Below are 26,255 nucleotides of genomic sequence, written 5' to 3' on the forward strand. Positions count from 1 at the left end.
AAACTGGGCCATCAAAACTGGCGCATCAAAACTGCGAATACTGCGCGCCCATCCGCCCCTCGCGCTTGGCTTTGTACAATAACCCGTCCACCTGCTCCACGAACGCCAATGCCTGGGCCTGCGCACCGGGCACCACGGTGCCCACCCCCAGGCTCAAGCTCAGCCATTCGGACACTTCAGAACGGGCATGCTCGATTTGCTGTTGGCGCACCAGTTGCAAACACTTGAGCGCCACCTGTTTGGCCGTGTCGGCGTGGGTTTCGGGCAGCAGCCAGACGAACTCCTCGCCGCCGATGCGGGCGATGAAGTCGCGTGGGCGGTTGGCCGCCTGCAGCAGGGTTTGGGCCACGCGACGCAAGGCTTCGTCACCCTTGATGTGGCCGTAGTGGTCGTTGTACTGCTTGAAGTAGTCGATATCCAACATGATCAGCGACAGCGGCAATTGGTTGCGCTGGGCACTGGCCCATTCGCGCTCAAGCACGGTGTCGAACATGCGCCGGTTGGCGATGCCGGTCAGGCCGTCCTGGAAGGAGTATTCCTCCAATTGCTTTTGCAGGCGGATCAGGTGTTCTTCGGTTTGCTTGCGTTCGCTGATGTCGAACATGAAGCCCACCAGCGCCTGCACCTCGCCGTCCACCCGCACCACGTGCACCACATCGCGTATCCACACGTAGTCGCCACTTTTGGTCAGCGCGCGGTAGTCGGCCTCGTGGTCTACGCCTGCCTGGGACTGTGACACGCAAAAATTGACCACGTAATCGCGGTCGTCCGGGTGCATGCGGCTGACCCAGTCGTCCACGCTCACCCAACTGCCCTGCGCCCAACCGAGCAGCGATTCGATCTGCGGGCCGATGTAACTGAAGGTCATGGTGGCCCAGTCGATGCGCCAGGGGATGGCGCGGGTGGACTCGAGCAGGGTTTTGTACACGGCGCTGTCGGGTTCGGGCGGGCGATTGACGGTGCTCATGGGCGGTCTGTACCGGTAGTGGCGCAAGGATGGCCTAGCATGTTGCGGGCTTGCGGCAGAAGCAATACCGGTGGTCGGGAGGGCTGCCCGATGTTCACTCTACGTAATGTTACAGTTTGTGTAACATTACGTAGAGTGATCGGGTCGTGCTCCGGATATTTGGCGACCATTAAATTGCCGGAGACTCTACGCTAAGTTACAGTAAGTGTAACTTAGCGTAGAGTCTTCAATCGTGCAGCCAGATCATCAGCCCACCCAGCCCATGCGACGTCTGATTCAAGGCCTGATTAAATTCGCAAATGCCGAACGCTATCTGTTTACCCCACAAGACCTCCGTGCACTGGTTCCGGACCTTTCAGAGGGCAGCTACAGGACACTCTTGAGCCGTACGGTGCAGCAAGGTCACCTGGCCAGGGTTTGCAAAGGCTTGTATCTGTTTGAACCTGCCATGCTTAAGAGTGGGCTGGTACTCTTCCACGCGGCAGCCAGGTTGCGAGCGCTTCAGTTCAATTACATCAGCCTTGAGACGGCCCTAAGCGACTGTGGGGTCATTTCTCAGATCCCCATCAACTGGATCACGCTGATGTCGTCAGGGCGCGGTAGCACAATTGACTGCGGGCGTTGGGGCACCATCGAGTTCGTGCCACACGCGTCAAAAACCGGCTGACCTGGCCGGCCAGTTGAGTTACGACCCGCGCTGCCGGCTGTGGCGCGCCCATCCAAAGCAAGCGCTGCGAGACATGAAGGCGGCAAAGCGAAATCTTGACTTGATTGATTGGAGCGTTGCCGATGAGTTTGTTTGACCAAGTGGTGGACCAGGCGCTGCACAATCGGCCGGAACTGAACGCGCTGCGGGTCGTGGTCGAGAAAGAACTGCTGCATCACGACATCATGCTAGCGTTGAGTGCGGCAGGCTTGCTGGCCAAATTGACGTTTATCGGTGGTACCTGCTTGCGCGCGTGCTACGGCTCGAATCGTTTGAGTGAAGACCTCGATTTTACCGGCGGGGCGGATTTCGATCGCGAGCATCTGGCGGAACTGGCGCGGGTACTGGTCGCGACCCTCAAGGGCAAATACGGCCTGGAGGTGGAGGTCAGCGAGCCTTTGAGAGACATCGGTAACGTCGATACCTGGAAAATCAAAGTGCAGACTCGCCCAGGGCGCAAAGACATGCCAGCGCAACGTATCAATATCGATGTGTGTTCGATCCCCAGTTATCAACCCACCCCCATGGTGCTGCTCAACCCCTACGGTGTCGATATGGGCACCGGTGGCTTGCTGTTGATGGCGCAAACACTTGAAGAAATTTACGCCGACAAGATCGTTGCGTTTGCCCTGCGGCCCAATCGGATAAAAAACCGCGACCTTTGGGACTTGGCATGGCTTAGGCAACAAGGTGTCAAGCCACGGTTGGACCTGATTGCGAGCAAGTTGGCCGACCATCGCTGTGAGCGATCGGCATTTCTGGGCCTGTTCAAAGAGCGCTCTGAGCGGCTCGAAACGGATGACAGCCTGGCAGTCGGTTTCCGCGCAGAGATGAGTCGCTTCCTGCCCCGTGACCTTGTGGTGCAGACCGTTGATGACCCCGCTTTCTGGGTGTTCCTGGCAGGGCATGTGCGCCAGCTTTACCAATTGACGGCACGAACGCTGGGCGGCGAGCCCGACCGGGTAGGGTTCAAGATGTAAAAAATGCGTTGTAGGAGCAGATTTCCGAACCCTATGTAGGACCTTTCCGAACCCGCTTTTCCCCCATTGCGGCGCACCTTTTCCCCCTTCATAGTGCCCCCCGTCGCTCACCTAGCGACCGGGTTTGAGAGCCCGATCTATCACGTGCATGTTGCGTAACCATGGACTCAGGCAGTCAAATGCCTGCGTTCACGCGTCATGGCAGCTGCGCGCAGGGCACCTTTGTGTGCGCTGGTTTGTGATAGCCGGTCTCTCAACCTGCGTGCCAGCTGCCACCCATCCTGGGTGGTGGCCTGACTCCAAGGAAAGGTCATGACCCACTGCTCACCCGTTCAAGCAACGCCCTTGCAATACCTGGATGCCAACGCCTCGGTCGCCGACCTGTTCTACTTCGCCGTGCACCGCTTTCGCACCGCCAGCCTGATGCTCAAGAACCAGGCCTGCATGACCGCGCGCCAGGGCGAGGAGGTGGACACCAGCCATTTCGCCGAAGGCGCGCACTTGCTGCTGCAGACCGGTTGCGAAGCCTTGCAGATCGTCGAGCAACGGTTATGCGAGCAGCGCGTATTTGGCTGAGGCGGGCCGCAGCGCTTTTTTGCGGCTATGGTGAAGGGGTCTTTAACAAGGAAGCCCCATGCCTAATAAAACCCGCCTGGCCGTGCTGATCGACGCCGACAACGCCTCGGCCGCCATCACCGAAGGCCTGTTCGAAGAGATCGCCAAGTACGGCACCGCCAGCGTCAAGCGCATGTATGGCGACTGGACCAGCCCGAACCTGGGCAGTTGGAAGAAGGTGATGCTCGACCAGTCCATCCAGCCCATCCAGCAGTTTGCCTACACCAAGGGCAAGAACGCCACCGACAGCGCCTTGATCATCGACGCCATGGACTTGCTGTACACCCGCCGTTTCGACGGCTTTTGCCTGGTGTCCAGCGACAGCGACTTCACCCGCCTGGCCGCCCGGCTGCGTGAAGAGGGGTTAGTGGTGTACGGCTTTGGCGAGGAGAAAACCCCCAAACCCTTCGTTGCCGCCTGCGACAAGTTCATCTACACCGAGATTTTGCGCGCCGACGCCACGCCAGAGCAGGAGGCTGCGCCTGAGAAAAAGCCCGCCGCCGTGCGCGAGAGCGAGCCGCAGGCAGAGGCCACCCACACGAAAAAAGCGCCCAAGGTGCCGGTGCAATTCATTGCCAAGATCCTTGATGACATCTCCGACGAAGATGGCTGGGCGCAGTTGGGAGCCCTTGGCACCAACATCGGCAAGCTGCGACCGGAGTTCGACCCCAGGATCTACGGGTTTCGTAAATTGAGTGATTTGATCAAGGGCCAGGCCGCGCATTTCGAGCTGCAGGTCAAGGGCGCATCGCCCACCGGGGGCACGGTGTTGTACGTGCGCAACCGCCCCCAGTAGGCGCGGATTTGTCCGCGAACAGCGCCCATGTCGCGCCCCCATATTTTTATTTTCGAGCGCATGCATCCAAACCCCCCGCCCCGTGAGTAGTCATCTTAGCGGCCAACACACCGTTGGCCTGCCCCTCACGGAGCCACACCCATGAACGTTCAACGCCTACTGTCTTTCGCCGGTGCCTCGCTGTTGGTGACGTCCCTGACCGCCCACGCGGCCATGGAGGTGCCAGACACCATCAAGGTGCCAGACGGCCACAAGGTGGCCCTGGAAACCGTCGGGGTAGGGGAGATTACCTACGAGTGCCGCGACAAGGCCAACGCTGCCGGCCAAGTGGAGTGGGTGTTTGTCGGCCCCCAGGCGGTGCTCAATGACCGCAGCGGCAAACAGGTGGGTACCTATTTCGGCCCACCGGCCACCTGGCAGGCCCAGGATGGCTCGAAAATCACCGGCACGCAGTTGGCCGTGGCGCCCTCCAGCGCGGGCAACCTGCCGTACCAGTTGGTCAAGGCCAACCCGGCCGAGGGCAAGGGTGCAATGAATGGCGTGACCTATGTGCAGCGCGTGGCACTCAAGGGCGGCGTGGCACCCGCAGCCGGCTGTACCGTGGCCGACAAGGGCAAGAAAGAGCAGGTGAAATACCAGGCGGACTATATTTTCTGGGCAGCGAAATAAGTGGAAACGTTATGCCCGGTTGATGCGCAACGCTGTCATCTACGCTAATGCATGACCCCCGGCCAGGGTGCCGGGGCACCCCCTTTCAGTGATGGCCTGCCCTTGTCTGTAGCCGAACCCCAGTTTGACTATGAAGCCCACCTGGCCGCCTGTGCCCGGGGTGAACGTGCGGCCTTGCAGCGGCTTTACGTGCAGGAGGTCGCGCGCTTGTTGGGGGTGGCCAAGCGGTTGGTGAGAGACAACGCGCTGGCCGAAGACGTGGTGCACGATGCCTTTGTGAAGGTGTGGCAGGGCGCGGCAGATTTTGATCCGGCGCGCGGCAGCGCCCGTGGCTGGATATTCAGCATCACCCGCCATGTGGCATTGGACGGCCTGCGCCGGCGCCGACGCGAAACGCCACTGGATACATTCAGCGAACTGGAAACGCCCAGTGAGGGGAACGACGTGCTGCTTTATACCGATCGGCTCCACCATTGCCTGGCCGGTCTGCAACCCCAACGCCGACGCTGCATCGTGCATGCCTACGTGGACGGGCTTTCCCATGGGCAAATCGCCCAGCAGCTGGGCGCGCCCCTGGGCACCGTCAAGGCCTGGATCAAGCGCAGCCTGTCGGCCTTGCGCGAGTGCATGGGATGAGCACCGGCCCGCAGGATCAAAACCCAGACATTGAGGCGCTGGCCGGTGAGTACGTGCTGGGCACCTTGAGCGCGGATCAGCGCGCCGTGGTGCAACGCCGTCTACCCATTGATGAGCCTTTGCGCGCCGCAGTGGATGCCTGGGAGCAGCGCCTGTTCGCGTTGACGGCGCTGGCCGAACCGCACGCGCCTTCGGCGGGTTTGTGGGGGCGCATCGAGCACAGCCTGGCAACGCCTGCCATCGACTGGTGGAACCGCCTGGGCCTGTGGCGGGGGCTGGCGGCGGCAGGCCTGGTCGCCACCTTGGTACTGGGCAGCCTGCTGGTGTTGCAGGCCCCACCGCTTGGCGCCCCGCACTACCTGGTGGTGCTGGTGGCGCCGCAAGACAAGGCACCCGGCTGGGTGGTGCAGGCGGGCAATGGTCGCCAGATCCAGCTGATCCCATTGGGCACGGTCCAGGTGCCGGCGGATCAGGCCTTGGAGTTCTGGACCAAAGCTGACGGTTGGCAAGGCCCGGTGTCGTTGGGGCTGGTCAAGCCGGGGCAGACCTTGCAGGTGCCGCTGGGCAAGCTGCCGCCGCTGGAGGCCAACCAGTTGTTTGAACTGACCCTGGAAAAAAGCACCGGCTCGCCGATTGGCAAACCCACGGGGCCGGTGCAGTTCATTGGCCGGGCTGTGAAAGTGATATGAGCGGTTGCGCGGTGTCCAACGAGCGCAGGTAATCACCGAAGCCTTCGCGGCAACGGCTGTCTTTGCGGGCACTGGTGATGACGCTGTTGGTGGCGGTCCAGATGATGCTGGCGCCCTTGCGCTCCAGGTCCTGCACCAGGCGCACGTCTTCGTGGGCGGGCAGGTGCTGGAAGCCACCGGCATGGGTGTAGGCGATGGCGCAGACCCCAAGGTTGGCGCCGTGGATGTGCCGATGGCCTTCCACGGGTTGGTAATGCGCGTCGTAGCGGCTGCGAACTTCAGGGGCGTGTTCGGCCCATTGGTCCACCGTGACGGTGCCACACACCGCATCGGCGCCGAATGCCAGTTGCCGGGCCAGCCAGTGGCCGGGCACGCGGCTGTCGGCATCGGTGAAGGCCAGCCAGCGCGCGCCGCGTTCGAGCATGAGTTTGGCGCCGTGGCTGCGCGCCAGGCCCACGTTGCGGGCGTTCACCGTGGTGACCTGCGCACCGTGGCCGCGCGCGATGGCGCCGGTGCGATCGGTGCAATGGTCCAGCACCACCAGGATCTGCACCGCCTCGCCGGCAAGTGAGGGGTGGCGGATCGCCGCGTGCACCGAGCGCAGGCAGGCGGCCATGTACTGTTGTTCGTTGTGGGCGGGGATGATGACGGCGATCATGGCGCAGTTCCTTGCAGCGTACGCTCATCGAGGTCAAAGGCGTGGGGGGTGGCGGTCCACAGTTCCAGCACAAAATCGGCTTCTTCATGGCGCACCAGGCGCTGCAAGGGCAGTTGCGCGGCCAACTGTGCGTGCACCTGGCGGCCATCCATGGCGCAGCCTTCGATGGGGTGCAGCCAATGGCAGGCCAACACGGCGCCGTCGGCGGTGAGGCTGGCCAGCACCCGTTGGATCACCGCGGCCAACTCGCCTGGAGTCAGGTAATAGGCCAACTCGCTCAGCACGATCAAGTCGAACCGGCCCTGCGGCCAATCCTTGGGCAAGCGCCCCTCAAGCACGTCGATGCCAGGTAGATGCGCCAGGCGTTCGCGGGCCAGCGTGACGGCCTTGGTGCACAGGTCCATGCCCACGAAAGCATCACTGCGCTGCGCCAGGCGCAGGCTCAACTCGCCATTGGCGCACGCCGGCTCAAACACCCGGCGGTAACGCTGGCGGGGCAGGGCCGCCAGGGTCAGGTCGCGTTTGCGCTGTTCATACCAGCGGGTCTTGAAGGCCCAGGGGTCATCGCTTTCGGCGAACAATTGTTCGAAATAGGGGGCGCTCAAGGTCATGTAAACACCAGTTCGTAAGGTTGCATCAGGCGCTCCAGCGTGGCGGGCGAAAGCACCGCCGGTTGCCCGGCGGTGCTGTGCAATTGGCTGATATGGGCTTGGATGGCGTGGCGTTTGCGTGCCAGGTGCGCGGGGCTGAGCTGTAATTTGTGCGCCCGCTGCCACGGCATGCGCGGGTCATCGGGCGTTGCCCAGTGCCACGCCCACACGGGCATTTCCAACAAAGTAGCGCCGGTGGCAGCCGCCGCCTGCGCGGCGCTGCGGCCGGCCGCTTCGTGGTCGCAATGGCCGTCGTGGCGCCAGGTGCTCAGCAGGTAGTCGCCGGGGCGCAATTGCTCGATCAGGTGCGCGACCAATTGGCGTTCGCCGGCGGCCACCTGGCCATCCGCCATGGCCAGGCGTTGGCACTTGAGGCGCGGCACGTAGAACCCCAGGCGGGCCAGGGCGTATTCGCTTTCAGCCTGGCGCCGCGCGGCCAGGCCGGGCGTGCCGGGGTGGCTGGCTTCACCGTCGGTCACGGCGATCAGCAACACGTCGTCTTGACGCGCCGCCATAGCGGCCAACAATCCGCCACAGGCCAGCACTTCGTCGTCAGGGTGCGGCGCCAGCACCACCAGGCGCGCAGCGGGCGGGATCAGCGTGGCGACGGGCAGCCAAGGCACTTGGGCCAGTTCGGCACTGGCCTGCCATTGCTGCAACGAGGTGCCGCCCACGCCAAACGGCGCGGCGCGGCTCACAGCGACCACGCGGCAGTTGAACCGGCCGAAACCAGTTGCCCCAGTTGCGCCAGGTCGCGCTCGGCATGGCTTTGGCGGATAAACACCGGCAGGTCGGCGGCCAACCGCGCAAAGTGCGCATCCCGGCAATATGGCGTGGCCCCCAGTGCGCGCCCCACGTGGCGACACACCTGTTCCACCGCCGATTCAACCTGGGCCCTGAGCCGTTGCACAGCCAGGCGGGCATCGTCGCGTGGGTGGGCGTCGATCCAGGCCGCGCATTCGCGCAAACTGGCGGCGGCGCCGCACAACGCGGCGTCCACGGCGCCCAGGTGGGCGTCGGCGTGGGCGTCAGGACGGGCTTGGCGGCGGTGTTCGAGCAACGCGCGCGCAAGAGCCATGGCCGCGCCGTACCACGCGGCGGCGATGCCCGCGCCGCCTTGCCAAAAGCCCGGGCGCGAGAGGTACTCGCCGGGGGCGCCGACGCGCAGGCCCACAGCGTGTTCGAACTGCACGTCGACACTGGCGGTGCGGGCCATGCCCACCGCTTGCCAACCGTGTTGGCCGACCCGCACGCCGGGCTGGTGGAGCGTGACCGCGACCAACTGCGGCTGGGCGTGTTCATCCCAAGCGGTGAGCAGTGCGTAGTCGACCTGCTGCGCGCCAGAACACCACGCCTTGGTACCGTTAAGGTGCACGGGGTCAGTGCCTTGGCCTGTGACCTGCACCCGCGCTGCCGGTGGTTCGGCGGCCCAAACGGCCCACAACCCAGGGCTACTGAACGGTTGCGAGCCAAGCTCGGCAAGTATCGCCAGGGCGTCGGTGTGGCCCTCGAACAGCTTGAGCAGCGACAGGTCGACGCTGGCCACGGCAGCCAGCCGCTGCCAGCGCAACAGGGTCTGCCCTGCGCCGGGCAGGGGCAATTGGTCCAGGCCTTGCTGCAGGCAGGTGTGCAGGGTGTGTTGCAGGGCTTGCTCAAGACACGACGCATTAGGCCTGCGGGCGAAATCCGACAAGGCCGATTCCAGGCGTTCCAGGGGTTCTTGCATGCGTCAGCCGCCTCCATCGCATCACGGGCCAGACGCCGTTGCGCAGGTCCCAGAATTTCGGCATTGGTAGCCGGTGGGGGTTCAAAAAATCTGCTTGAGGCAAGTGAAGTGGTTGTGTCGGGCTTCAAGGGCGGTTTTTTTGCGGCCAACCTAACCAAAACCCGCTATAAAGCACCCACTGTCCACCCAGGTATGACAATGAACGCCTTTGAAGACATGCGCCTGTTTGCCCAGGTGATGGAGTCTGGCAGCTTCACCGCGGCCGCCGAACAACTGGGCCTGTCCAAGCAATACGTCAGTCGGCGCCTGATGCAGTTGGAAAGCCGCCTGGGCGTGCGCTTGCTCAATCGCTCTACCCGGCGCCTGGACGTCACGCCGTTGGGCCAGAGCTACTACGAGTCGGCCGTGCGGCTGTTGAACGAGGTGCAAGCGGTGGAGCAGGGCATCGTCGGCGAAAACGCCCAGCCGCGTGGCACCTTGCGGGTCAGTGCGCCGTTGTCGTTTGCCGTGGCGCACTTGGGGACCTTGCTGCCTGAGTTTCTCAAGCGCTACCCGCAGGTGGCGGTCGAGGTGGACCTCAGTGATCGCCCGGTCGACTTGCTGGGCGAGGGCTACGACGTGGTGCTGCGTATCGGTGTGCTGCTGGACTCCTCGCTGATCGCCCGGCGCATTGCTTGCATCCCCAGACTCTACTGCGCCAGCCCACAGTACCTGGCGGCGCGCGGCACCCCACGGCTGCCAGCAGACCTGGCGGCCCACGATTGCCTGCCTTACGGCCATGGCCGGCAAGTGCAGTGGCAGTTTCAGGTGGGTGGCAAACCCCAGGCCATGGCGGTGACCGGGCGCATCCGGGCCAACAACGGCGAACTGCTCAAAGACGCGGCCCTGGCAGACCTGGGCATTGCCTATCTGCCACGGTTCATCGTCGGCGACGCCCTGGCCGATGGCCGGCTGGTCAGCGTGCTGGACAGTTTCGCGCCGCCGGCGCTGCAGTTGTCGGCCGTGTACCCCCAGCACCGGCAGAGTTCAAGGCCGGTGCAGGCGTTCATCGATTTCCTGCGCGAGCGCCTGGTACACGACCTTGCGCTGCAGCAAGCCCCTACCCTAGACGCTGCTCAAGAGCCCTTGTGATGAAACGTGTAGCCATCGTCCTGTACCCCGATTTTCTCCTGCTCGACATGGCCGGCCCCGTGGAGGTGTTTTCCATCGCCAACCGTTACCTGGAACCGGCCCACGGCTATGAGGTGTTTACCCTGGGCGTCGACCCCGGTCTGGTTCGGGCCTCGTGCGGGGTGCGGATCCAGGCCGATGGGTGCCTGGACAAGGTCGACACGCCCCTGGATATTTTGCTGGTGCCCGGCGGCCCCGGTGCCTATAACGGCCGCCATCCGGGCCTGATCAACTGGCTCAGGCACGCGGCGCCCGCTGCCGGGCGCTACGGCTCGATCTGCACCGGCGCTTTTATTCTCGGCCACGCGGGGCTGCTGGACGACCACCAAGTGACCACCCACTGGCACTACACCGAGCGCCTGATCAAGGCGTTCCCCAAGGCCTGCGTGGCCACCGACCAGATCTACGTGCACGACCGGCGCCTGATCACCTCGGGCGGCGTCACGGCGGGCATTGATCTGGCGCTGTCCATCGTCGCCCAGGACCACGGGCGCAAGGTGGCCCTGGACGTGGCCAAAGTGCTGCTGGTGGTGATGCGCCGCCAGGGCGGCCAGGCTCAGTTCAGCCCGCTGGTGGCGACCGTGGCCACCCAGGAGTCACCCATCACGGCGGTTCAGCATTATGTGCTGGAGCACCTGGAAGAGCCGCTGTGTGTCGAGCAACTGGCGGCCCTTGCGGCCATGAGCGTGCGCCACTTCAGCCGGGTATTTGCCCGCCAGGTGCAGATGACGCCCTTGGCGTTTATACAAAACGCGCGCATCGACCGTGCTCGCAGTCTCCTGGAAAGCACGGATTTGCCTTTTAAAACAGTGGCCTACAAAAGCGGCTTTGGCAGTGTGCGGCAAATGCGCGAGCTGTTCAGCGCCCGTTTGGGCCGTACCCCGGTGCAATACCGTCACCAATTCAACTGATGGCCGATTTGCGCACCCAATTGGCCGTGCAACGTGCCGTTGGGCCGTAGAGTTGTCGCGTACGCCTGCCAAAATACAAGGATGTAGATAAAAGGGTACACGGGAGTCCCTGCATGTCCAGCATCTCTGTCACCGACGAAATTGCCGCCGCGCTGCGCGCCAGCATGAGCCCCTGCGACCGTATCGCCGGCTGGACCTTCCGTTGGTCCGTGCAATGCGGCCAGATCATCTGCCAACAGTGCCGGGCCTCGCAGTTGGCCAGCCAGCCTGGCGAAATGTTCGTGCACCGGGCCGGCTGCTGCGCGCGGCGCGAGGACTTCCCCTGGCGTGAACTGGCAGCCCTGCTGGGCGCCGCGCCGTAGTCAGCGCCCCGGCATCAAACCAACATCAAGTCCAGGTTCTGCACCGCCGCCCCCGCCGCGCCTTTACCCAGGTTGTCGAACACCGCAGCCAACAGTACCTGGCCTTCATTCTCGAACACCATCAAACGCAAGTGGTCGCTGCCATTCATCATTTGCGGGTCTAGCCGCTCCAGGTTTTTGGCGGCTTCCCGCGAATCGACCTTGACGTACGCGGTGCTTGCATAGTGCTGCGCCAGGCAGGCATGCAACCGTGCGGCATCCACGCCGGGGGCGAGCAAGCGCAGCTGCAGGGCAATCGTCAGCACGATGCCCTGGCGAAACGCCCCGTAGGCGGGCACAAACACCGGGCGCTCGCTCAAGCCGCTGTGTTGCTGGATTTCTGGCACGTGCTTGTGTGCCAACCCCAACCCATACACCTGAAAGGCTGCCGCAGCCGACGCGTTGTCGCCTTCATGGGCATCGACCACGGCCCTGCCGCCGCCCGAATAGCCCGACACCGCATGGATACTTATCGGGTAGTCCCGTGGTACCAGGCCGGCTGCGAGCAATGGCTGCAACAGGCCGATCGCCCCCGTGGGGTAGCAGCCGGGGTTGCTCACCCGCCGTGCGCTGGCGATGCGTTGGGCTTGTTGGCGGTTCAACTCGGCGAAGCCGTAGGTCCAGTCGGCCTGGGTACGGTGCGCAGAACTGGCGTCGATCACCCGCACGGCCGGGTTATGGAGGCTGGCCACGGCTGCGCGGGCGGCCTCGTCTGGCAGGCACAGGATCGCGATGTCACAGGCGTTGATGGCCTCGGCGCGGTGCTTGGGGTCTTTGCGCTGTTCGGCCGGCAGCGTGACCAGTGTCAGGTCGGTGCGGCCATGCAGGCGCTGGTGGATTTGCAAACCCGTGGTGCCTTGGTCGCCGTCGATGAAAATCAGGGGTGTGGTCATGGCGTGCTCTCTGAACCGGAATCAACAGGCCTTATCTTCATGGGCGAGGTAAGATAGTAAAAGTTGAATTTGATGATGGTTTTGTTCAGGTATTCTGAACGGGGAGCGTTACATGCGCGAAATCAGCCTGGACCGCCTGCGTACCCTGGTCGCGATTGCCGACCTTGGGTCTTTTGCCGAGGCCGCGCGGGTGCTGAACCTGGCGCCGCCCACGGTCAGCCTGCACATTGCCGACCTAGAGGCCCGCGTGGGCGGCACGCTGCTGTCGCGCACGCGCGGGCGGGTGCAGCCCTCGGCCATTGGCGAAACCCTGATAGAGCGCGCCCGTCGCTTGTTGGCCGACGCCGAGCAGGCGCTCGAAGAGGTGCAGCGCCAGGTTCTGGGCCTGGCCGGGCGGGTGCGCCTGGGCGCGTCCACCGGGGCCATCGCGCAGTTGCTGCCCCAGGCGCTGGAAACCCTGGGGCACTCGCACCCCGACATCGACGTGCAGGTGGCGGTGCTCACGTCCCAGCAAACCCTGCAAAAACTCGCCGACGGTGCGCTGGACATCGGCCTGGTCGCACTGCCGCAGGCCCCGGTCAAAGGCCTGCGGATCGCGGCCTGGCGCCGCGACCCGGTCATGGCGTTCCTGCCCTCGCGCTGGGACTGCCCCCAAGTGGTCACCCCCGATTGGCTGGCCAACCAAGCGCTGATCCTCAACGACAGCAGTACCCGGCTTTCACGCCTGACCACTGACTGGTTCGCCGGCGTCGGGCCACAGCCCACGCCGCGGATCCAGCTCAACTACAACGACGCGATCAAAAGCCTGGTGGCGGCTGGTTATGGCGCGACCTTGCTGCCCCATGAAGCGTCGACGCCATTGCCGGATACGCGCATCACCATGCGCCCGCTGCAACCGCTGCTGTGGCGCCAACTGGGCATCGCCCATCGCGCAGGGCAGGTGGAGCGGCCCACGCTGCACGTGCTCGACGTGTTGTGGGCATTGAGTACGCAGCAAGCCAACCAGCCAGGCAAGGTGTAAGCTTTGCGCATCGTCCGCCATCGAGTTTCGCCATGCGCCTAGTCCGGTTGACCGCCTGCATTGCAATTGCTTTTTTCGGGGGGCAGGCGCTGGCCGCCGACCCGGTGCAAAGCCCCGAAGTGGTCAAGGACAAGGCCCAGGTGCTGGAGCACAAGGTGGCCGATAAGGAGGGCGCCGTGCCCAAGGCTGCGACCATCACCAAGGCCGAGGCGCAGGTGGTCGACCCCGCTGGCGAAGCGTCGGTGAATGACACCTTGACCTGCCTGTCGCGCACGATCTATTGGGAAGCCAAAGGTGGCAATGCACAAGACATGTCGGCGGTGGCCAACGTGGTGCTCAACCGCCTGGGCCATGACGGTTTCCCCAGCACTATTTGCGAGGTGGTCAAAGAGGGCCAGTCGAAGAAGGCTTGCCAGTTTTCCTGGTGGTGCGACGGCCGCTCCGACGATGTCGAGGAACCCGAACGCTACGACATTGCCAAGGAAATCGCGCGCAAGGCGCTCAATCAGCAACTGCCCGACAACACCGGTGGCGCCATGTATTTCCACGACCGCAACGTGTCGCCGGCGTGGGTGAAGCAATACATCGAAACGGCTCATACCGATAAATTCCTGTTCTACAAACCGCACGACGGCAAGGCGAAATAGTCACCATCGCGCCGATATGATCAACCCACGCAGCGGGCTATTGGTGGCTGTTCAATGTGCGCCAGGGCGATTACCCGGTGTTGTGCGTGATTGCCAGTGGCGCGCTGGCCCTGGCCGTGTTGCTGGATGTGCGGGTGAAGCGGTGGCGTTGAGCGCGCCAATGATCGCCGTTGCTTATCATTGAAATAGCCTGCGCCGGCTGTTTCGCCACCCCGGCGCTGCCCATACTTTGGCCTCCCGTCCCGTTCAAGGAAGCCTTCATGGACACGCGCCGCACGGCCGTATTGGTACACCTCGCCGCCTTTGTATTCACAGGTCTTGCCATTGCCGGCATTGCCTTGGCGGTGGCCAGGGCGGGGCAGTTATTCTTCTGATTCAGCCGCCCGCGATGTCCGCGCTCAGGGTCCGGATCAACTGCTGGGCCTGGGCATCGCGCTGCGCGGTATAAAGCACCACGTCACGGCTGGGCAGCGGCGGCAGGGCGAAGCGCTCGCTCACATCGACGCAGCCGGCCGGTGCCATGCGCCCAACCATGGCGCCGATGCCGATGCCGGCACCCACCGCCGCGCCGATCGCCAGGATGCCGCTGCCCACGAACGCTTGTTCCCAGCGGCGGTTTTGCGTGTGCAGCGCGCTCATCACCATGCTGCGCATGCCGCAGGGCTCTGGTTGGATCGCAAGGGGCAACGGCGCGCCGGGCGCCAGCTCGAACGACTGCGCGGCCATCCAGCCAAAGCGTTCGCAGCCAATCACCTCACCGTCTTGGCGACGGTTGTCATGGCGCAGGATCAGGGCCACGTCGAGTTTGCCCTGCTCATAGCTTTCCAGCATGTCCCGCGAGGTGCCCAGGCTGAACGCCACCACCACCTGTGGGTCGGTGTTGGCCAGGCGCCGCAGCCATTGGCTCAGGTCGGCGCCGACAATGTGATGGCTGACGCCCACCTTCAGGGTGCGCTTGGGTGAGTCGAAGCAGTTCACCGCGTCCTGATAGCTGGCCAGCAGGCGCCGTGCGCTGTCCAGGAAGGCTTGCCCGTGCAATGACAGGGTCACCTTGCGCGGCGTGCGCTCGAGCAATTGGCGGCCCAGGCCTTCTTCCAATCGCTTGATCTTTTGGCTGATGGCAGCCTGGGTGCCCCCGACCAGGTCGGCGGCGCGGGTGAAACTCTTGAGCTCGGCCACCAGGACGAATGCCTGGATAGCCTCGATGTCGGGCATTTTCATGTCGGCGCAAGCATGGCAGTGGGCAGTTGGTGACGGTAACACGCGCCCCATGGGGGTGGATATCAGAGGGCAGATACGCCTATTAGCAGGACACTTCGTCGCAAACCCCGGATGCCCCTTCAGGTTTGCTCCTGTCACGCCGATTCAAGTAGGCCAACGACAAGAATAACCAATGGGGTAGGGGCTATGAACATGCGCAATCTTTCGATCAGTCGACGGCTTTGGCTCATCCTCGTGGTCGCGGTGCTGATGCTGTTGGTCATGGCAGGCGCCATGCTCAAGCAAATCCATGACGACCTCTACGATGCCAAGGCGCAGAAGACCATGCACGTGGTGCAAACCGCCAATGGCCTGCTGGAGTATTACCACGGCCTGGAAACGGCCGGCACCCTGAGCCGCGAACAGGCCCAGCAGCAAGCCATGGAGGCCGTGCGCGGCTTGCGCTACAACCAGACCGACTACTTCTGGATCAACGACCTGCGCCCGGTGATGATCATGCACCCGGCCAACCCCAAGCTGGTGGGCCAGGACTTGTCGGGCATCAAGGACCCGGACGGGGTGCAGGTGTTCAACCAGATGGTCAGCGTGGCCAAGGCCCAGGGCGCGGGCATGGTCAACTACCGCTGGCCCAAGCCCGGTGCCAGCGAACCGGTGGAGAAAACCTCCTACATCAGCCTGTTCGCACCTTGGGGCTGGATCATCGGTTCGGGCGTGTACGTGGATGACGTACAGGCCGAGTTCCAGTTGCAAGTGTGGAAGGCCGCGTCGATCGCCGTTGGCATCGTCCTGATCATGGCGCTGTTGTTGATCGTGATTGCGCGCAGCATCGTGCGCCCGCTCAACACGGCGGTGCAGGCGATGGCCAATATCGCCAGTGGTGAAAGCGACCTGACCCGCAGCCTGGAAACCCATGGCAGCGACGAAGTCACGCAACTGGCTACCCACTTCAACGGTTTCACTGCCAAATTGCGCCGGGTGATCGGCGAACTGCAGCACTCGGCGGTGGGCCTGGGCCAGGCATCCAGCGAGCTGGGCACCAATGCCGACCAGGCGCAGGCGCGCAGCCAGCAGCAATCCCAGCAAATGGAGTTGGTGGCCACGGCGGTGAACGAGGTGACGTACGGCGTACAGGACGTGGCGAAAAACGCCGAGCACGCCGCCAGCGAAATGCGCGACGCCCAGGCCCAGGCGCAGCAGGGCCAGGCCAACATCGACGGCAGCCTGCGGCAGATCGAGCACCTGTCCGGCACCATTGGCCAGGCGGTCGAGGTGATCCGCACGCTGTCCAGTGAAAGCACGCAGATCGGCGGCGTGCTGGAGGTGATCAGCTCGATCGCCGAACAGACCAACCTGTTGGCCTTGAACGCCGCCATCGAAGCCGCGCGGGCCGGCGAGCAGGGGCGTGGTTTTGCGGTGGTGGCCGACGAAGTACGGCTGCTGGCGCAGCGCACGCAAAAATCCACGGCCGAGATCCAGGGCATGATCGAGCGCTTGCAAAGCCATTCCAACGCGGCGGTGAAGGTGATTGGTGACAGCAGCCGCTCCTCGCAACTGACCATCGAACAAGCCCACCTGGCCGGGCAGAGCCTGACCTCGATCAGCCAGGCCCTGGGCAACCTCAATGGCCTGAACGCCTCCATTGCCAGCGCCACTTTGCAGCAGTCCCACGTGGTGGAAGACATCAACCAGAACGTGACCCAGGCCGCGCAACTGTCGCGCAACGCCGCCCAGGCGGCAGAGCAATCGAATGTGGCGAGCGTGCAGTTACGCGGCTTGAGCGAGCAATTGAACGGCTTGTTGCGCCAGTTCAGGGTGTGACGGCAAAGGCGACGCCCGGCTCAACCTTGCGCGGCCGATTGCGTGCGCCGCGCGACGAGGCTATTGACCGCCAGAATGATCACTCCGGCCATGATCCCGACGTCGGCAATGTTGAAAATGCCGGTGCGCAGGTTGCCGACGCCCAGGTTAAGGAAGTCAAAGACACTGGCGTCGTAGCAGAAGCGGTCGATCACGTTGCTCAGGCCGCCGCCGATCATGCTGGCGAAGGCAAATATTTCCAGGGGCTTCAGTTTTTTGGCGCGCACGCACCACACAAACAGGCCCACCAGGAAGGCCAGGATACCGTACATGAAGAAGTACTTGCGCACGGTCTCGGGCATGGCGCCGCCGGCACTCAGGAAGGCGCCGCTGTTGTAGGCCGGGAGTAGCACGAAGCTGCCTTGCAGCATTGAAATCTGCTCGCCTGAGGCCAGCAGGGCCTTGAAAAAATACTTGGAAAGCTGATCCACCGCCACCCAGGCGAATATCCAGAATACCAACCGACCTGTTGTGCTGCGTACCTGCATGTAACCCCCTGTATGACCCTGTCCAATGAAACGGCGGCGATGGTAGCAGATATAACGTAGCCGCTACGGGGTACTGCTAGCGGGCTGCATCAGAAAAGGCAGCACCTGGGCCAGCACCGCCTGTGGCGACTCTTCGGGCTGAAGATGCCCACCGCCAATGCCCTTGCCGCTGACCTCGCGGGCCCATCCCCGCCAGACTTCCAGGGGGGTGCGGGCAGCACGCTGCGCCTGGGGCCATAGCACCAACACCGGGCATTGCAGTTGCTTGCCAGCGGCGCGGTCTGCCGCGTCATGCTCGGTGTCTTCTGCCGCCGCCGCCCGGTAGTCTTCGCACATGGCATGGCGCACCTCGGGGTCACGGAAGGCCTTTTTGTAAGCTGCCAGCGCATAGCCGTCGATGTTGTCCAGCCCGCCTGCCATTTTGCCCAGCGCGGCCTCGATGAAGGCGTCCGGGTTGGCTTGCAGCAGGGTTTCCGGTAGGTCGTAGGGCTGGGCGAGAAAAAACCAATGGTACTGGGCCAGGGCAAACGCCTTGTCTACCCGCTCCCACATGTCCAGGGTCGGTATCACGGTCAGTGAGGCGTAGTGGCTGACGTGTTGCGGGTGGTCGAGCGCCAGCCGGTACCCCGCGCGGGCGCCGCGGTCATGCCCCACCACGGCGAACCGTGAGTGCCCCAGTTGCGCCATCATGTCCAGCAACGCCTGGGCCACGCGGCGTTTGCTCCAGCGCGGGGTGTGGTTGTGCGTGCGGCTGGCGCCGTACCCCGGCAGGTCGGGTGCGATCACCGTGAAGTGCTGCGCAAGCGCGGGCGCCAGGTAGCGCCAGGTCAGGTGGGTTTGCGGGTAGCCGTGCAACAGCAGCAGCGCAGGCCCTGCGCCACCGATGACGCCGCGAAAGGAAACGTTTGCAGTGTCGACCTCGAGCGGCCAAAAACCAGGAAAGTGTTCGATTGACATCGGCGGGCATTCTCGTGGCCGGGGTGTTTGGCCAGTTGAACCCAGCCAAGCCGCTATTGAAAAGGGTTTTTGCACGCTGGAAAAAAACCTGCGCACGCGGCATCCTCCACGACCTTTTTTCATCTTTACTCAAACCTCGTGCAGTGCCTGAGCTGCGAAGGAATCTTGTGATGCAAAACCTACCGCTTACGCCCAGTGATTTCGAGTTCATCGACGACACGCTGATGAAGCATGGCGACGACCACTCCGTGCTCAACCCCTCGGAGCTCGACGGCTACTTCACCGCGCTGGTCTCAAGCCCCGCGCAAGTGGACATTGCCCAGTGGTTCCCGGCGATCTGGGGTGGGCAGAACCCGGACTGGGAAAGCCCGGAGGAGGGCAAGCAGTTCATCGACTTGTGCGTACGCCACATCAATACACTGGCGACCCAGTTGGCCCTTGACCCAACAGCCTTCAAGGCGCGCTTGGAGCAAACCGAACACCAAGGCCAGGTACTGACCTTGGCCGAGGAGTGGTGCTTTGGCTACCTGCGCGGCGTCGCGGTGGCCCAGTGGCCCGCGTTGCCAGCGGCCGAGGCTGCGCAGTTCGAGGCGATTTCGTTCTGCGCCGAGCAGGATAACTTTGAACTGCCCGACGACTTGGACGTGGCGTTGCATAAGCAGCGCGTGGCGGCCATCGAGGCGGCGGCAGTGGCCTTGCATGATTACTGGGCGGCGCAGCGCTCGGCCTGATCCCGGGCACCTGCATCAACGGGCGCAGTGAGCTTTTCGCGGACCAATCCGCTCCATACAGGGCAGGCATCTCTCTGTAGGAGCAACTGTCTTCCGCCTTAAATTTTGATCGCACTGCAAAGCTTTGCTTTTCAGTGCGATCAAGTCTTTCATGCCGCTTGTGCCTTCCAGGCCGTGCCATCCCTGACCATCGCATTGAGCCTCACGATAAATACTCGCATACAGGCTACTACAGCGACTTTAGAGCACTTTCCGCGCGCACATAACGTGCTATAGCGCATTTTGAATTCCGGGTTGCTCAGGATGGCAGCCCAGCACGCCATGTATAGAACTCGTCGCATTTTTGCTCGGCCACCCCAGATACTTCGCGGCCCAGAGCGGTTGCCGCTGTCGTTGTTATAGGGCGCCACACCGACCAGGGCCGCTATCTCACGTCGGTCCAGTGAGCCAAGCTCTGGCAAGTAGCACAGCAAGCTTGCCACTGTGACAGGGCCGACGCCTTTTACCGACATCAGTTGCCTCGCTCTGTCGGAGTCCACGCTTTTCGTGGCTTGCTTGATTACCTTGTCCAGCTGTTTGATCAACTCGCGCAAGTGCTTAATGTGCTGGTTGAAATTGGCGATGACCACCGCCGAGTTGGCTTGCTTGAGCCGACGCTTATTGTCATCACGCTGCTGGACGAACCGATCACGCTGCTTGACCAGCTCCCTGAGCTCATCGCGCTCCGGAGTCGATGCCTGGCTGCGACAATCGTCGATTTTCGATGCGAAGTCGGCTAAGACCAATGCATCAATCTTGTCCGTTTTAGCTCTTTTGCCCATCGCCTCTGCGAACTGGCGAGCCCGAACAGGATTGATACAAACGGCGTTGTGACCAGCCTTCTGAAGCGTGCGCAGAGCCAGCTTTTCGTATCCGCCGGTCGCCTCCATTAAAATTCGCCCGACCTCAAGTTGGCCAAGACAAGTCTCTAGCTGGGCTAGGCCCTCGTGGTCGTTTGAAGTAGTGAAAGTGATGCCTTGAGGCTTGATTCCAATTTCAAGGCTAGCTTTTGCAACGTCGATCCCAATCCAAGACAACATGGCCAGACCCTCCTACACTTGTGAGTGAGAGCGCTCTGGCGTGGCCCACGCTTGTATTCGAGTGGTGCTCGTTCAACTGTTCGGGCTTTATCGCCAGAGTGAAGAGGTGGGTAGCAGCTTTGCTCCTACACGTGCTTCAAGCACAACGGATTAACAGCTTGCTACTCACCGCTCTCACCTCAAAGTCTAACCACCTCTGCAGATACAAGCGGATTCATCCGCGAAGGCCTTAACGCGCCGGCGCAGGTAAACCGCAGCGATCTTTTCGCGGATGAATCCGCTCCTACGGCCGGCCCGGCGCGTGAATCGTTACAGAACTTGTCCCCGAAAATCGTGGGTATCTCTGTGGATAACCCAGCCAAACACCAATGAAATAAGGGCTTGATCAGGCATGATCAAAAAATGATCAGCGCCCGCCTGGCGGCCTGCACAAAAGCCTGTGGCGAACCTTGTGTGCGAGATGGCGTCCGACCCCTGTTGCCGTTCGTTTTCCCGCCTTTGAGGTTTTGCATTGAAAGAAGCCATCGCCAAGAAATACCGCCTGATCGTCAAGACCCTGGGCTATGTGGGCTGGGCGCTGTTCTGGTTATTGATCTGGGACATCGTGGTTACCGCTGATTTCATGCTGTTTCTCGACAACAAGATCAGCTTGCCGCTGATGCCCTTGACCCTGTTGGGCTCGGCGCTGGTGGTGCTGATCAGTTTTCGCAACAGTAGCGCCTACAATCGCTGGTGGGAGGCGCGCACGTTGTGGGGTGCGCTGGTCAACAGTTCGCGCAGTTTCGCCCGCCAGGTGTTGACCTTGGTGGATGACCCGGGCAGTGAGGTTAATCCGGTCAAGTCCACGTTGTTGCGCCGCCACGTGGCCTACGTCAACAGCCTGGCCGCGCACCTCAAGGGCGTGCCGTGCCCGCAGGAGCTGAGCGCGTTCGTGCCGGCGATCGAGTTCGAGCGGCGCGGCAATTCCAACAACTTTGCCAACGACATCCTCAATGGCTCGGCGGCCTTGCTGGCCGGCGAGTACAAGGCCGGGCGGCTGGACAGCATTCGCCTGGCGCGGCTTGAGTCCACCCTGGTGGACTTGTCCAACAGCCAAGGTGGCCTTGAGCGTATCGCCAACACGCCGCTGCCTTACCCCTATGTGTATTTCCCGCGGCTGTTCATTTCACTGTTCTGCCTGATCGTGCCCGTGGGGCTGGTGGAGGCGCTGGGCTGGTTCACGCCGCTGGCCTCCACGGTGGTGGGCTTCATGCTGCTGGCCATCGAGCGCATCGGTACCGACCTGCAGAGCCCGTTCAGGGTCAGCGAGCATCAAATCAAGATGGACGCCATTTGCGAAACCATCGAGAAAAACCTGGAATCCATGCAGCGCGATGCCTTGGGCGGTGAGCGGATCGGTTGAGGCAACGCCGCTCGCCCCGGCGTCGATGTGTTGCACGTTTTTGCACATTGTTACATTGCGCAGTAGTCTTGGTACTTTTGTAACCAATACGTACTGGAAAACCTCATGCTTGAAATCCTGATCCTGGGCTTGGCCGGCGGTTTTGCCGCGCAATGGCTGCACCAGCGCTACTTCAGCGCGCAAGCGGCCGAGCGCCGGGTCAAGAAGGCCATCCGCAAGCTGCCGCGCATCGAGCAGGGCGCGGCCTGGTTTGCCCACAAGTACCCGCACATCCCCTACGGCCGTGGCAGCTACGGCGTGCCTGAAGTGCACGACTTCAAGGAAGACGCCAAGCTGAGCATCGGCGCCTACTGCTCGATCGCCGACCGGGTGCACATCCTGCTGGGTGGCCACCACCGCACCGAGTGGGTCACCACTTACCCGGTGCCGTACTACATGCCCGAGGCCGGCCCCCTGGACCGCTATGATTTCAGCCGCGGCGACGTGGTGATCGGCAATGACGTGTGGCTGTGCTCCAACTGCACGATCCTCTCCGGCATTACCGTGGGCCACGGCGCCGTGGTGGCGGCCAATGCCCACGTGGTGCGCGATGTACCGCCCTATGCGGTGGTGGGCGGTAACCCGGCGAAAATCCTTAGCTGGCGTTTCCCACAGGAGCAGCGCGAGGCGCTGCTGGAGATCGCCTGGTGGGACTGGCCCCATGCCGACATCGTCGCGGCCGGGGCGCACTTGTGCAGCACCGACATCCAGGGCTTTATCGCCTATGCGCGCCAGCGGCCGCAGTTGTCATCTGCGCCGGGCAAAGCTGAAGAGTCCTTCACGGTAGGCGGCCACGCAACTCGCTAGCATGGCGCCCTGACGGGGCGACTGACTTAACGGGTGGGCGATGGTTCGGCAACATCAGATTCGGCTTGAATCAGCACTGATTTTCTTCGTGGCCCTGCTGCTGTGCACGTGGGGCATCTGGGCCCAGCAGCCCCAGGGGTTCGATGGCCGTTGGGCGTTGTTCCTGCAAGAGATGTTCCGCCACGGCCCCAGCCTGTTCCCCACCACCTACGGCCAGCCGTACCCGGACTACCCCGGTACCGCGACCTTTTTCAGCTACCTGTGCGCCCGCCTGTTCGGTGCGCCCAATCACCTGGCCAACGTGTTGCCCACCGCCATCGCCTCGGCGGCGGGGCTTGCCGTGATGTATCGGCTGTTGGCACCCAGCAGTCGTCACTGGGCGCTGTTGACCGTGCTGTTGACCGCCCTGACCACGCAGTGGCTGGAGAAATCCCGGGCGGTATGCCTGGACCAGATGAGCGCGCTGTTGTGCCTGGCCTGCTTTTACCTGCTGCACAGCGCCGAACGGCTGGGCGCGCGGTGGCGCCAATACGCGGTGTTCGCGTTGTTCGCGCTGGCGTTTGCCATCCGCGGCCCGCTGGGCTTGATCGAGGTGTGCGGCGTGGCCTGTACCTGGTGGGCATTGGCGGTGCGCCAGACGCGGGCCGACACCGTGCAGGTCGTCAGGAAAATCGCCTTGAACGGCGTGATCGGGCTGGCGCTGTTGCTGGCTTGCTGGTGGCTGCTGATGAAGCTGGCGCGCCTGAGCGGCGGCGACAGCTTTGCCGAGCAGGTGTCGACCATGCAGGTGACCGGCCGGCTGGACGAAAGCGGCGAGCCGTTCTATTTCTATTTGCAGTTGAGCCTGTACCGTTATTTCCCGGTGGTGCCGCTGGCCTTGGCCACGCTGATTGCACTGCGCTCGCGTTGGGCGCTGCGTGGGCAGGACGCTGACCTGCAGTTGGCGATCCGCTTGGGCGGTTGCGGCTTGATGATTTTGTTGGGCCTGTCGGTGCCACACTTCAAGCGTGCCTATTACGTGCTGCCGATGGTGCCGCTGTTCGCCGCCGTGGCGGCCTACGGGTTATTGCAGGCACAGGGCTGGCTGCGCAAAGTGCGTCAGGCTTACCAGTGGCTGGTCGCAGTCTTGCCGCTGCTGTGTATGGCGGTGGGGTTTGTCTGCCGGCACCTGTGGCTCAAGCACGGCTTCTGGCCACAGGTGTCATTGCCGCTGTTGGTCGGCGTGCTGGCCGTTTTGCAAGGCTTGGCGGTGTGGGCGTGGCGCCGTGTCAGTGAACCGGGTCGGCGGCTGGTGTTGCTTAGCCTGCTGGCCCTGGCGGCGCAGTGGCTGATGCTGGTCAAGCTGGTTGAGCCCTCGCTCGACCGGCAGTTCGACACCCAGGCGTTCGTGGGCCAGGTGGAGGGTTTGCGCGCGAGCACGCCGGGGCCATTGGTGTTTTTCAACCTGGGCAAGGACACCTGGGCGGTGCGCTACATGATGAACCTGGGCCACGATGAGCAGCCGCTGTTTATCAGTGCCGACGACAGCGCCACGTTGGCGGCGTTGCCGCGCCCGGCCTGGGTGATCGTGGGGCGCAGGGATCAGGACGCGCTGGCCGGTACCGTGTTGGATGGGCACAAGCCTGCGCTGGAAGGGCGGTTCAACGGCGCCGGGTTCATGGTGTTTGATTTGCAGTGAAGCTGAACGCCAGCTTACGGGTTACGGTTATTTTATGTTTTTGTAACACATTGACTCCTATACTCCGCGCGTCAGCGCCAGACCTTTCCCGTGACGTTGCCCGCCGGAAGTGCCAAATATGAACAAGGTCATGCGCCACTACATCCCGGCGACCACGCTGCGGCTATTGCCCAACCGCTGGGACCTGATTGCCTTGCCGTTGGTGATCGGTTTCCTGCTGTTTTTTTCCATCGGCGCGCACCAGACCTGGGCGCCGATATCCACCTTGCAGAGCCAGCAAATCTCCCTGGACCCGGCCAACCTGCCCGAGTACGCCATGCGCACCACCTTGCGCATGCTCGCGGCCATGCTCGCATCCCTGGTGTTCACCCTGGTATACGGCACTTTGGCGGCCAAAAGCCGGCGCGCCGAAAAGCTGCTGGTGCCGGTGCTGGACATCCTGCAGTCGGTGCCGGTGCTGGGCTATATCTCGTTTACCGTGACCTTTTTCCTGTTGCTGTTCCCCGGGCGGGTGCTGGGCGCCGAGTGCGCGGCGATCTTTGCCATCTTCACCAGCCAGGCCTGGAACATGACCTTCAGCTTCTACCAGTCGTTGCGCATGCTGCCGCACGACCTGAGCGAGGTGGCTGATAACCTGCAACTGTCCAACTGGCAGAAGTTCTGGAAGCTGGACGTGCCGTTCGCCATGCCGGGGCTGGTGTGGAACATGATGATGAGCATGTCCGGTGGCTGGTTCTTCGTGGTGGCGTCGGAGGCCATCACCGTCGGCTCCAAGACCATCACCCTGCCGGGCGTGGGCGCCTACCTGGCCACCGCGATCGAGCAGCAAAACCTGCACGCGGTGGGCTACGTGATCGTGGCGATGGTGGTGGTGATCTTGCTGTATGACCAGTTTTTGTTCCGCCCGCTGGTGGCCTGGGCCGATAAGTTCCGCATGGAAAACACCGCCTCCCAGGCCGGCGCGCCGGAGTCTTGGGTGTTGAACCTGATCCAGCGCACACGCCTGATCCAGTTGGTTTTGCGGCCGATCACCCGGCGTTTCAGCCGCATCGGCAACAAGCGCCTGAGCCTGCCACGTGCCAGTGCCCGGGCACTGACCGCAAGCCCGGCCACCTCCAAAGTCATCGACTGGGTGTGGGGCATCGCCATCGGCCTGCTGACGCTGTATGCCCTGTACCACATCCTCACTTACATCGGCACCGAGGTCACCCTGGCCGAGTTCGGCCATGTCATGGGCCTGGGCTGCATTACGCTGTTGCGCGTGGTGCTGCTGATCCTGGCCGCCTCGCTGATCTGGGTACCGCTGGGGGTGATGATCGGCCTGCGCCCGCAGTTGGCCGAGAAGATCCAGCCGCTGGCGCAGTTCTTGGCGGCTTTTCCGGCCAACCTGCTGTTCCCGGTGTTCGTGATCGTCATCCTGCATTACCAGCTCAACCCGGACATCTGGCTCAGCCCGCTGATCGTGCTGGGCACGCAGTGGTACATTTTGTTTAACGTGATCGCCGGGGCCAGTGCTTTCCCCAACGACTTTCGCGAGGCGGCGGCCAACTTCCGCATCCGTGGTTGGCAATGGTGGCGCACGGTGATGTTGCCGGGGATATTTCCGTATTACGTCACGGGCGCCATCACGGCCTCGGGCGGTGCCTGGAACGCCAGCATCGTGTCGGAGTTCGTCTCCTGGGGGCAGGACAAGGTGGTTGCCCATGGCCTGGGCGCCTACATTGCACAAACCACGGCGGCCGGTGATTTTCCCAAGATCACCCTGGGCGTGGTGGTGATGTCGATCTTTGTCGTGGCCTTCAACCGTGCGGTCTGGCGGCCCATGTATGCCATCGCTGAAAACAAGTTGCGGATGAACTGA

Annotated in this window: 28 protein-coding genes; 18 read left to right on the plus strand and 10 right to left on the minus strand. The window is 63.0% G+C overall.

Annotation, left to right across the window (positions count from 1 at the left end):
- Nucleotides 1–25: 25 nt before the first annotated feature.
- Nucleotides 26–967: a sensor domain-containing diguanylate cyclase gene (locus L9B60_RS24950; protein ID WP_249673638.1), complete on the minus strand. Its 942-nt coding sequence runs from the start codon at nucleotides 965–967 to the stop codon at nucleotides 26–28.
- A 232-nt stretch (nucleotides 968–1,199) separates the two neighbouring features.
- Between L9B60_RS24950 and L9B60_RS24955 the strand changes: the two genes are divergently transcribed.
- The 7 genes from L9B60_RS24955 to L9B60_RS24985 all read left to right on the plus strand — a co-directional run bounded on the left by L9B60_RS24955 (nucleotide 1,200) and on the right by L9B60_RS24985 (nucleotide 6,058).
- Nucleotides 1,200–1,634 carry a type IV toxin-antitoxin system AbiEi family antitoxin domain-containing protein gene (locus L9B60_RS24955; protein WP_249673639.1) on the plus strand — a complete coding sequence of 145 codons (435 nt, stop codon included), beginning with the start codon at nucleotides 1,200–1,202 and terminating at the stop codon, nucleotides 1,632–1,634.
- A 122-nt stretch (nucleotides 1,635–1,756) separates the two neighbouring features.
- On the plus strand, nucleotides 1,757–2,653 hold the full coding sequence (locus L9B60_RS24960) for a nucleotidyl transferase AbiEii/AbiGii toxin family protein (RefSeq protein ID WP_249673640.1): 897 nt from the start codon (nucleotides 1,757–1,759) through the stop codon (nucleotides 2,651–2,653).
- A 312-nt stretch (nucleotides 2,654–2,965) separates the two neighbouring features.
- Entirely contained in the window at nucleotides 2,966–3,229 is a 264-nt protein-coding gene (locus L9B60_RS24965) for a hypothetical protein (RefSeq protein WP_249673641.1), read from the plus strand.
- A 58-nt stretch (nucleotides 3,230–3,287) separates the two neighbouring features.
- A complete protein-coding gene (locus tag L9B60_RS24970; RefSeq protein ID WP_249673642.1) occupies nucleotides 3,288–4,064 on the plus strand; it encodes an NYN domain-containing protein in 777 nt (258 codons plus the stop codon).
- A gap of 141 nt (nucleotides 4,065–4,205) precedes the next feature.
- Nucleotides 4,206–4,733 carry a DUF3455 domain-containing protein gene (locus L9B60_RS24975; protein ID WP_249673643.1) on the plus strand — a complete coding sequence of 176 codons (528 nt, stop codon included), beginning with the start codon at nucleotides 4,206–4,208 and terminating at the stop codon, nucleotides 4,731–4,733.
- A 51-nt stretch (nucleotides 4,734–4,784) separates the two neighbouring features.
- Nucleotides 4,785–5,369, plus strand: a complete 585-nt coding sequence (locus tag L9B60_RS24980) for a sigma-70 family RNA polymerase sigma factor (RefSeq protein ID WP_438866011.1) — start codon at nucleotides 4,785–4,787, stop codon at nucleotides 5,367–5,369.
- Nucleotides 5,366–6,058, plus strand: a complete 693-nt coding sequence (locus L9B60_RS24985) for an anti-sigma factor (RefSeq protein WP_249673644.1) — start codon at nucleotides 5,366–5,368, stop codon at nucleotides 6,056–6,058. The genes L9B60_RS24980 and L9B60_RS24985 overlap by 4 nt, the downstream gene beginning before the upstream one ends.
- On the opposite strand, the gene L9B60_RS24990 is transcribed toward L9B60_RS24985, so the two are convergent.
- From L9B60_RS24990 to L9B60_RS25005, 4 genes are read right to left on the minus strand one after another with little or no spacing between them, the layout of a single operon-like run.
- Nucleotides 6,030–6,716 (minus strand): glycosyltransferase family 2 protein, encoded by a 687-nt coding sequence (locus L9B60_RS24990; RefSeq protein ID WP_249673645.1) that lies wholly within the window; start codon nucleotides 6,714–6,716, stop codon nucleotides 6,030–6,032. The two genes, L9B60_RS24985 and L9B60_RS24990, sit on opposite strands and share 29 nt — an antisense overlap.
- Nucleotides 6,713–7,327, minus strand: a complete 615-nt coding sequence (locus tag L9B60_RS24995; protein ID WP_249673646.1) for an SAM-dependent methyltransferase — start codon at nucleotides 7,325–7,327, stop codon at nucleotides 6,713–6,715. The genes L9B60_RS24990 and L9B60_RS24995 overlap by 4 nt, the downstream gene beginning before the upstream one ends.
- On the minus strand, nucleotides 7,324–8,064 hold the full coding sequence (locus L9B60_RS25000) for a PIG-L deacetylase family protein (protein ID WP_249680122.1): 741 nt from the start codon (nucleotides 8,062–8,064) through the stop codon (nucleotides 7,324–7,326). Before L9B60_RS25000 ends, L9B60_RS24995 begins: the two co-directional genes overlap by 4 nt.
- Entirely contained in the window at nucleotides 8,061–9,092 is a 1,032-nt protein-coding gene (locus L9B60_RS25005; protein WP_249673647.1) for an acyl-CoA dehydrogenase family protein, read from the minus strand. Before L9B60_RS25005 ends, L9B60_RS25000 begins: the two co-directional genes overlap by 4 nt.
- A 198-nt stretch (nucleotides 9,093–9,290) precedes the next feature.
- Here L9B60_RS25005 and L9B60_RS25010 point away from each other — a divergent pair, with 198 nt between their 5' ends.
- The 3 genes from L9B60_RS25010 (at nucleotide 9,291) to L9B60_RS25020 (ending at nucleotide 11,535) form a co-directional block, all read left to right on the plus strand.
- The gene (locus L9B60_RS25010) at nucleotides 9,291–10,223 is read left to right on the plus strand and encodes a LysR family transcriptional regulator (RefSeq protein ID WP_249673648.1); all 933 of its coding nucleotides are present in this window, start codon (nucleotides 9,291–9,293) and stop codon (nucleotides 10,221–10,223) included.
- Nucleotides 10,223–11,173: a GlxA family transcriptional regulator gene (locus tag L9B60_RS25015; RefSeq protein ID WP_249673649.1), complete on the plus strand. Its 951-nt coding sequence runs from the start codon at nucleotides 10,223–10,225 to the stop codon at nucleotides 11,171–11,173. The genes L9B60_RS25010 and L9B60_RS25015 overlap by 1 nt, the downstream gene beginning before the upstream one ends.
- Nucleotides 11,174–11,286: 113 nt before the next feature.
- Complete coding sequence (locus tag L9B60_RS25020; RefSeq protein ID WP_249673650.1) at nucleotides 11,287–11,535, plus strand: hypothetical protein; 249 nt, start codon at nucleotides 11,287–11,289, stop codon at nucleotides 11,533–11,535.
- A 14-nt stretch (nucleotides 11,536–11,549) separates the two neighbouring features.
- Here L9B60_RS25020 and argC read toward each other — a convergent pair whose 3' ends face one another.
- Nucleotides 11,550–12,467 (minus strand): N-acetyl-gamma-glutamyl-phosphate reductase, encoded by a 918-nt coding sequence (argC, locus tag L9B60_RS25025; RefSeq protein WP_249673651.1) that lies wholly within the window; start codon nucleotides 12,465–12,467, stop codon nucleotides 11,550–11,552.
- Between the two features lie 112 nt (nucleotides 12,468–12,579).
- Between argC and L9B60_RS25030 the strand changes: the two genes are divergently transcribed.
- Entirely contained in the window at nucleotides 12,580–13,488 is a 909-nt protein-coding gene (locus tag L9B60_RS25030; RefSeq protein ID WP_249673652.1) for a LysR family transcriptional regulator, read from the plus strand.
- A 32-nt stretch (nucleotides 13,489–13,520) separates the two neighbouring features.
- Entirely contained in the window at nucleotides 13,521–14,135 is a 615-nt protein-coding gene (locus L9B60_RS25035) for a cell wall hydrolase (RefSeq protein WP_249673653.1), read from the plus strand.
- A 375-nt stretch (nucleotides 14,136–14,510) separates the two neighbouring features.
- On the opposite strand, the gene L9B60_RS25040 is transcribed toward L9B60_RS25035, so the two are convergent.
- Nucleotides 14,511–15,356: a LysR family transcriptional regulator gene (locus L9B60_RS25040; RefSeq protein WP_249673654.1), complete on the minus strand. Its 846-nt coding sequence runs from the start codon at nucleotides 15,354–15,356 to the stop codon at nucleotides 14,511–14,513.
- Nucleotides 15,357–15,542: 186 nt separating this feature from the next.
- Here L9B60_RS25040 and L9B60_RS25045 point away from each other — a divergent pair, with 186 nt between their 5' ends.
- Nucleotides 15,543–17,174 carry a methyl-accepting chemotaxis protein gene (locus L9B60_RS25045; protein WP_249673655.1) on the plus strand — a complete coding sequence of 544 codons (1,632 nt, stop codon included), beginning with the start codon at nucleotides 15,543–15,545 and terminating at the stop codon, nucleotides 17,172–17,174.
- Nucleotides 17,175–17,194: 20 nt separating this feature from the next.
- On the opposite strand, the gene lspA is transcribed toward L9B60_RS25045, so the two are convergent.
- Both lspA and L9B60_RS25055 read right to left on the minus strand, forming a co-directional pair.
- Complete coding sequence (gene lspA / locus L9B60_RS25050; RefSeq protein WP_249673656.1) at nucleotides 17,195–17,701, minus strand: signal peptidase II; 507 nt, start codon at nucleotides 17,699–17,701, stop codon at nucleotides 17,195–17,197.
- A 63-nt stretch (nucleotides 17,702–17,764) separates the two neighbouring features.
- Nucleotides 17,765–18,658 (minus strand): alpha/beta fold hydrolase, encoded by an 894-nt coding sequence (locus L9B60_RS25055; RefSeq protein ID WP_249673657.1) that lies wholly within the window; start codon nucleotides 18,656–18,658, stop codon nucleotides 17,765–17,767.
- Nucleotides 18,659–18,828: 170 nt separating this feature from the next.
- On the opposite strand from L9B60_RS25055, the gene L9B60_RS25060 reads away from it, so the two are divergent.
- Complete coding sequence (locus L9B60_RS25060; protein WP_249673658.1) at nucleotides 18,829–19,389, plus strand: UPF0149 family protein; 561 nt, start codon at nucleotides 18,829–18,831, stop codon at nucleotides 19,387–19,389.
- A gap of 149 nt (nucleotides 19,390–19,538) precedes the next feature.
- Here L9B60_RS25060 and L9B60_RS25065 read toward each other — a convergent pair whose 3' ends face one another.
- The gene (locus tag L9B60_RS25065; protein ID WP_249673659.1) at nucleotides 19,539–20,468 is read right to left on the minus strand and encodes an IS110 family RNA-guided transposase; all 930 of its coding nucleotides are present in this window, start codon (nucleotides 20,466–20,468) and stop codon (nucleotides 19,539–19,541) included.
- Between the two features lie 511 nt (nucleotides 20,469–20,979).
- Here L9B60_RS25065 and L9B60_RS25070 point away from each other — a divergent pair.
- From L9B60_RS25070 to L9B60_RS25085, 4 genes are all read left to right on the plus strand, one after another.
- On the plus strand, nucleotides 20,980–21,870 hold the full coding sequence (locus tag L9B60_RS25070; RefSeq protein ID WP_249673660.1) for a bestrophin family protein: 891 nt from the start codon (nucleotides 20,980–20,982) through the stop codon (nucleotides 21,868–21,870).
- A gap of 105 nt (nucleotides 21,871–21,975) precedes the next feature.
- Nucleotides 21,976–22,716 (plus strand): CatB-related O-acetyltransferase, encoded by a 741-nt coding sequence (locus L9B60_RS25075; RefSeq protein ID WP_249673661.1) that lies wholly within the window; start codon nucleotides 21,976–21,978, stop codon nucleotides 22,714–22,716.
- A 40-nt stretch (nucleotides 22,717–22,756) separates the two neighbouring features.
- Nucleotides 22,757–24,394, plus strand: coding sequence for an ArnT family glycosyltransferase (locus L9B60_RS25080; RefSeq protein ID WP_249673662.1), 1,638 nt, complete (start codon nucleotides 22,757–22,759; stop codon nucleotides 24,392–24,394).
- 118 nt (nucleotides 24,395–24,512) lie between these two features.
- Entirely contained in the window at nucleotides 24,513–26,255 is a 1,743-nt protein-coding gene (locus L9B60_RS25085) for an ABC transporter permease (RefSeq protein ID WP_249673663.1), read from the plus strand.

This window comes from Pseudomonas abieticivorans (assembly GCF_023509015.1).
GTDB classification, from domain to species: Bacteria; Pseudomonadota; Gammaproteobacteria; order Pseudomonadales; family Pseudomonadaceae; genus Aquipseudomonas; species Aquipseudomonas abieticivorans.

Coding starts and splice junctions, on each gene's coding strand:
- L9B60_RS25020 (WP_249673650.1), top strand. CDS start 11,287: ATGTCCAGCATCTCTGTCACCGACGAAATTGCCGCCGCGCTGCGCGCC.
- L9B60_RS24985 (WP_249673644.1), top strand. CDS start 5,366: ATGAGCACCGGCCCGCAGGATCAAAACCCAGACATTGAGGCGCTGGCC.
- lspA (WP_249673656.1), bottom strand. CDS start 17,701: ATGCAGGTACGCAGCACAACAGGTCGGTTGGTATTCTGGATATTCGCC.
- L9B60_RS25005 (WP_249673647.1), bottom strand. CDS start 9,092: ATGCAAGAACCCCTGGAACGCCTGGAATCGGCCTTGTCGGATTTCGCC.
- L9B60_RS25065 (WP_249673659.1), bottom strand. CDS start 20,468: ATGTTGTCTTGGATTGGGATCGACGTTGCAAAAGCTAGCCTTGAAATT.
- L9B60_RS24980 (WP_438866011.1), top strand. CDS start 4,785: ATGACCCCCGGCCAGGGTGCCGGGGCACCCCCTTTCAGTGATGGCCTG.
- L9B60_RS25060 (WP_249673658.1), top strand. CDS start 18,829: ATGCAAAACCTACCGCTTACGCCCAGTGATTTCGAGTTCATCGACGAC.
- L9B60_RS24995 (WP_249673646.1), bottom strand. CDS start 7,327: ATGACCTTGAGCGCCCCCTATTTCGAACAATTGTTCGCCGAAAGCGAT.
- L9B60_RS24975 (WP_249673643.1), top strand. CDS start 4,206: ATGAACGTTCAACGCCTACTGTCTTTCGCCGGTGCCTCGCTGTTGGTG.
- L9B60_RS25040 (WP_249673654.1), bottom strand. CDS start 15,356: ATGAAAATGCCCGACATCGAGGCTATCCAGGCATTCGTCCTGGTGGCC.
- L9B60_RS25080 (WP_249673662.1), top strand. CDS start 22,757: ATGGTTCGGCAACATCAGATTCGGCTTGAATCAGCACTGATTTTCTTC.
- L9B60_RS25035 (WP_249673653.1), top strand. CDS start 13,521: ATGCGCCTAGTCCGGTTGACCGCCTGCATTGCAATTGCTTTTTTCGGG.
- argC (WP_249673651.1), bottom strand. CDS start 12,467: ATGACCACACCCCTGATTTTCATCGACGGCGACCAAGGCACCACGGGT.
- L9B60_RS25010 (WP_249673648.1), top strand. CDS start 9,291: ATGAACGCCTTTGAAGACATGCGCCTGTTTGCCCAGGTGATGGAGTCT.
- L9B60_RS25045 (WP_249673655.1), top strand. CDS start 15,543: ATGAACATGCGCAATCTTTCGATCAGTCGACGGCTTTGGCTCATCCTC.
- L9B60_RS24950 (WP_249673638.1), bottom strand. CDS start 967: ATGAGCACCGTCAATCGCCCGCCCGAACCCGACAGCGCCGTGTACAAA.
- L9B60_RS25085 (WP_249673663.1), top strand. CDS start 24,513: ATGAACAAGGTCATGCGCCACTACATCCCGGCGACCACGCTGCGGCTA.
- L9B60_RS24960 (WP_249673640.1), top strand. CDS start 1,757: ATGAGTTTGTTTGACCAAGTGGTGGACCAGGCGCTGCACAATCGGCCG.
- L9B60_RS25075 (WP_249673661.1), top strand. CDS start 21,976: ATGCTTGAAATCCTGATCCTGGGCTTGGCCGGCGGTTTTGCCGCGCAA.
- L9B60_RS24965 (WP_249673641.1), top strand. CDS start 2,966: ATGACCCACTGCTCACCCGTTCAAGCAACGCCCTTGCAATACCTGGAT.
- L9B60_RS24970 (WP_249673642.1), top strand. CDS start 3,288: ATGCCTAATAAAACCCGCCTGGCCGTGCTGATCGACGCCGACAACGCC.
- L9B60_RS25055 (WP_249673657.1), bottom strand. CDS start 18,658: ATGTCAATCGAACACTTTCCTGGTTTTTGGCCGCTCGAGGTCGACACT.
- L9B60_RS25015 (WP_249673649.1), top strand. CDS start 10,223: ATGAAACGTGTAGCCATCGTCCTGTACCCCGATTTTCTCCTGCTCGAC.
- L9B60_RS24990 (WP_249673645.1), bottom strand. CDS start 6,716: ATGATCGCCGTCATCATCCCCGCCCACAACGAACAACAGTACATGGCC.
- L9B60_RS25030 (WP_249673652.1), top strand. CDS start 12,580: ATGCGCGAAATCAGCCTGGACCGCCTGCGTACCCTGGTCGCGATTGCC.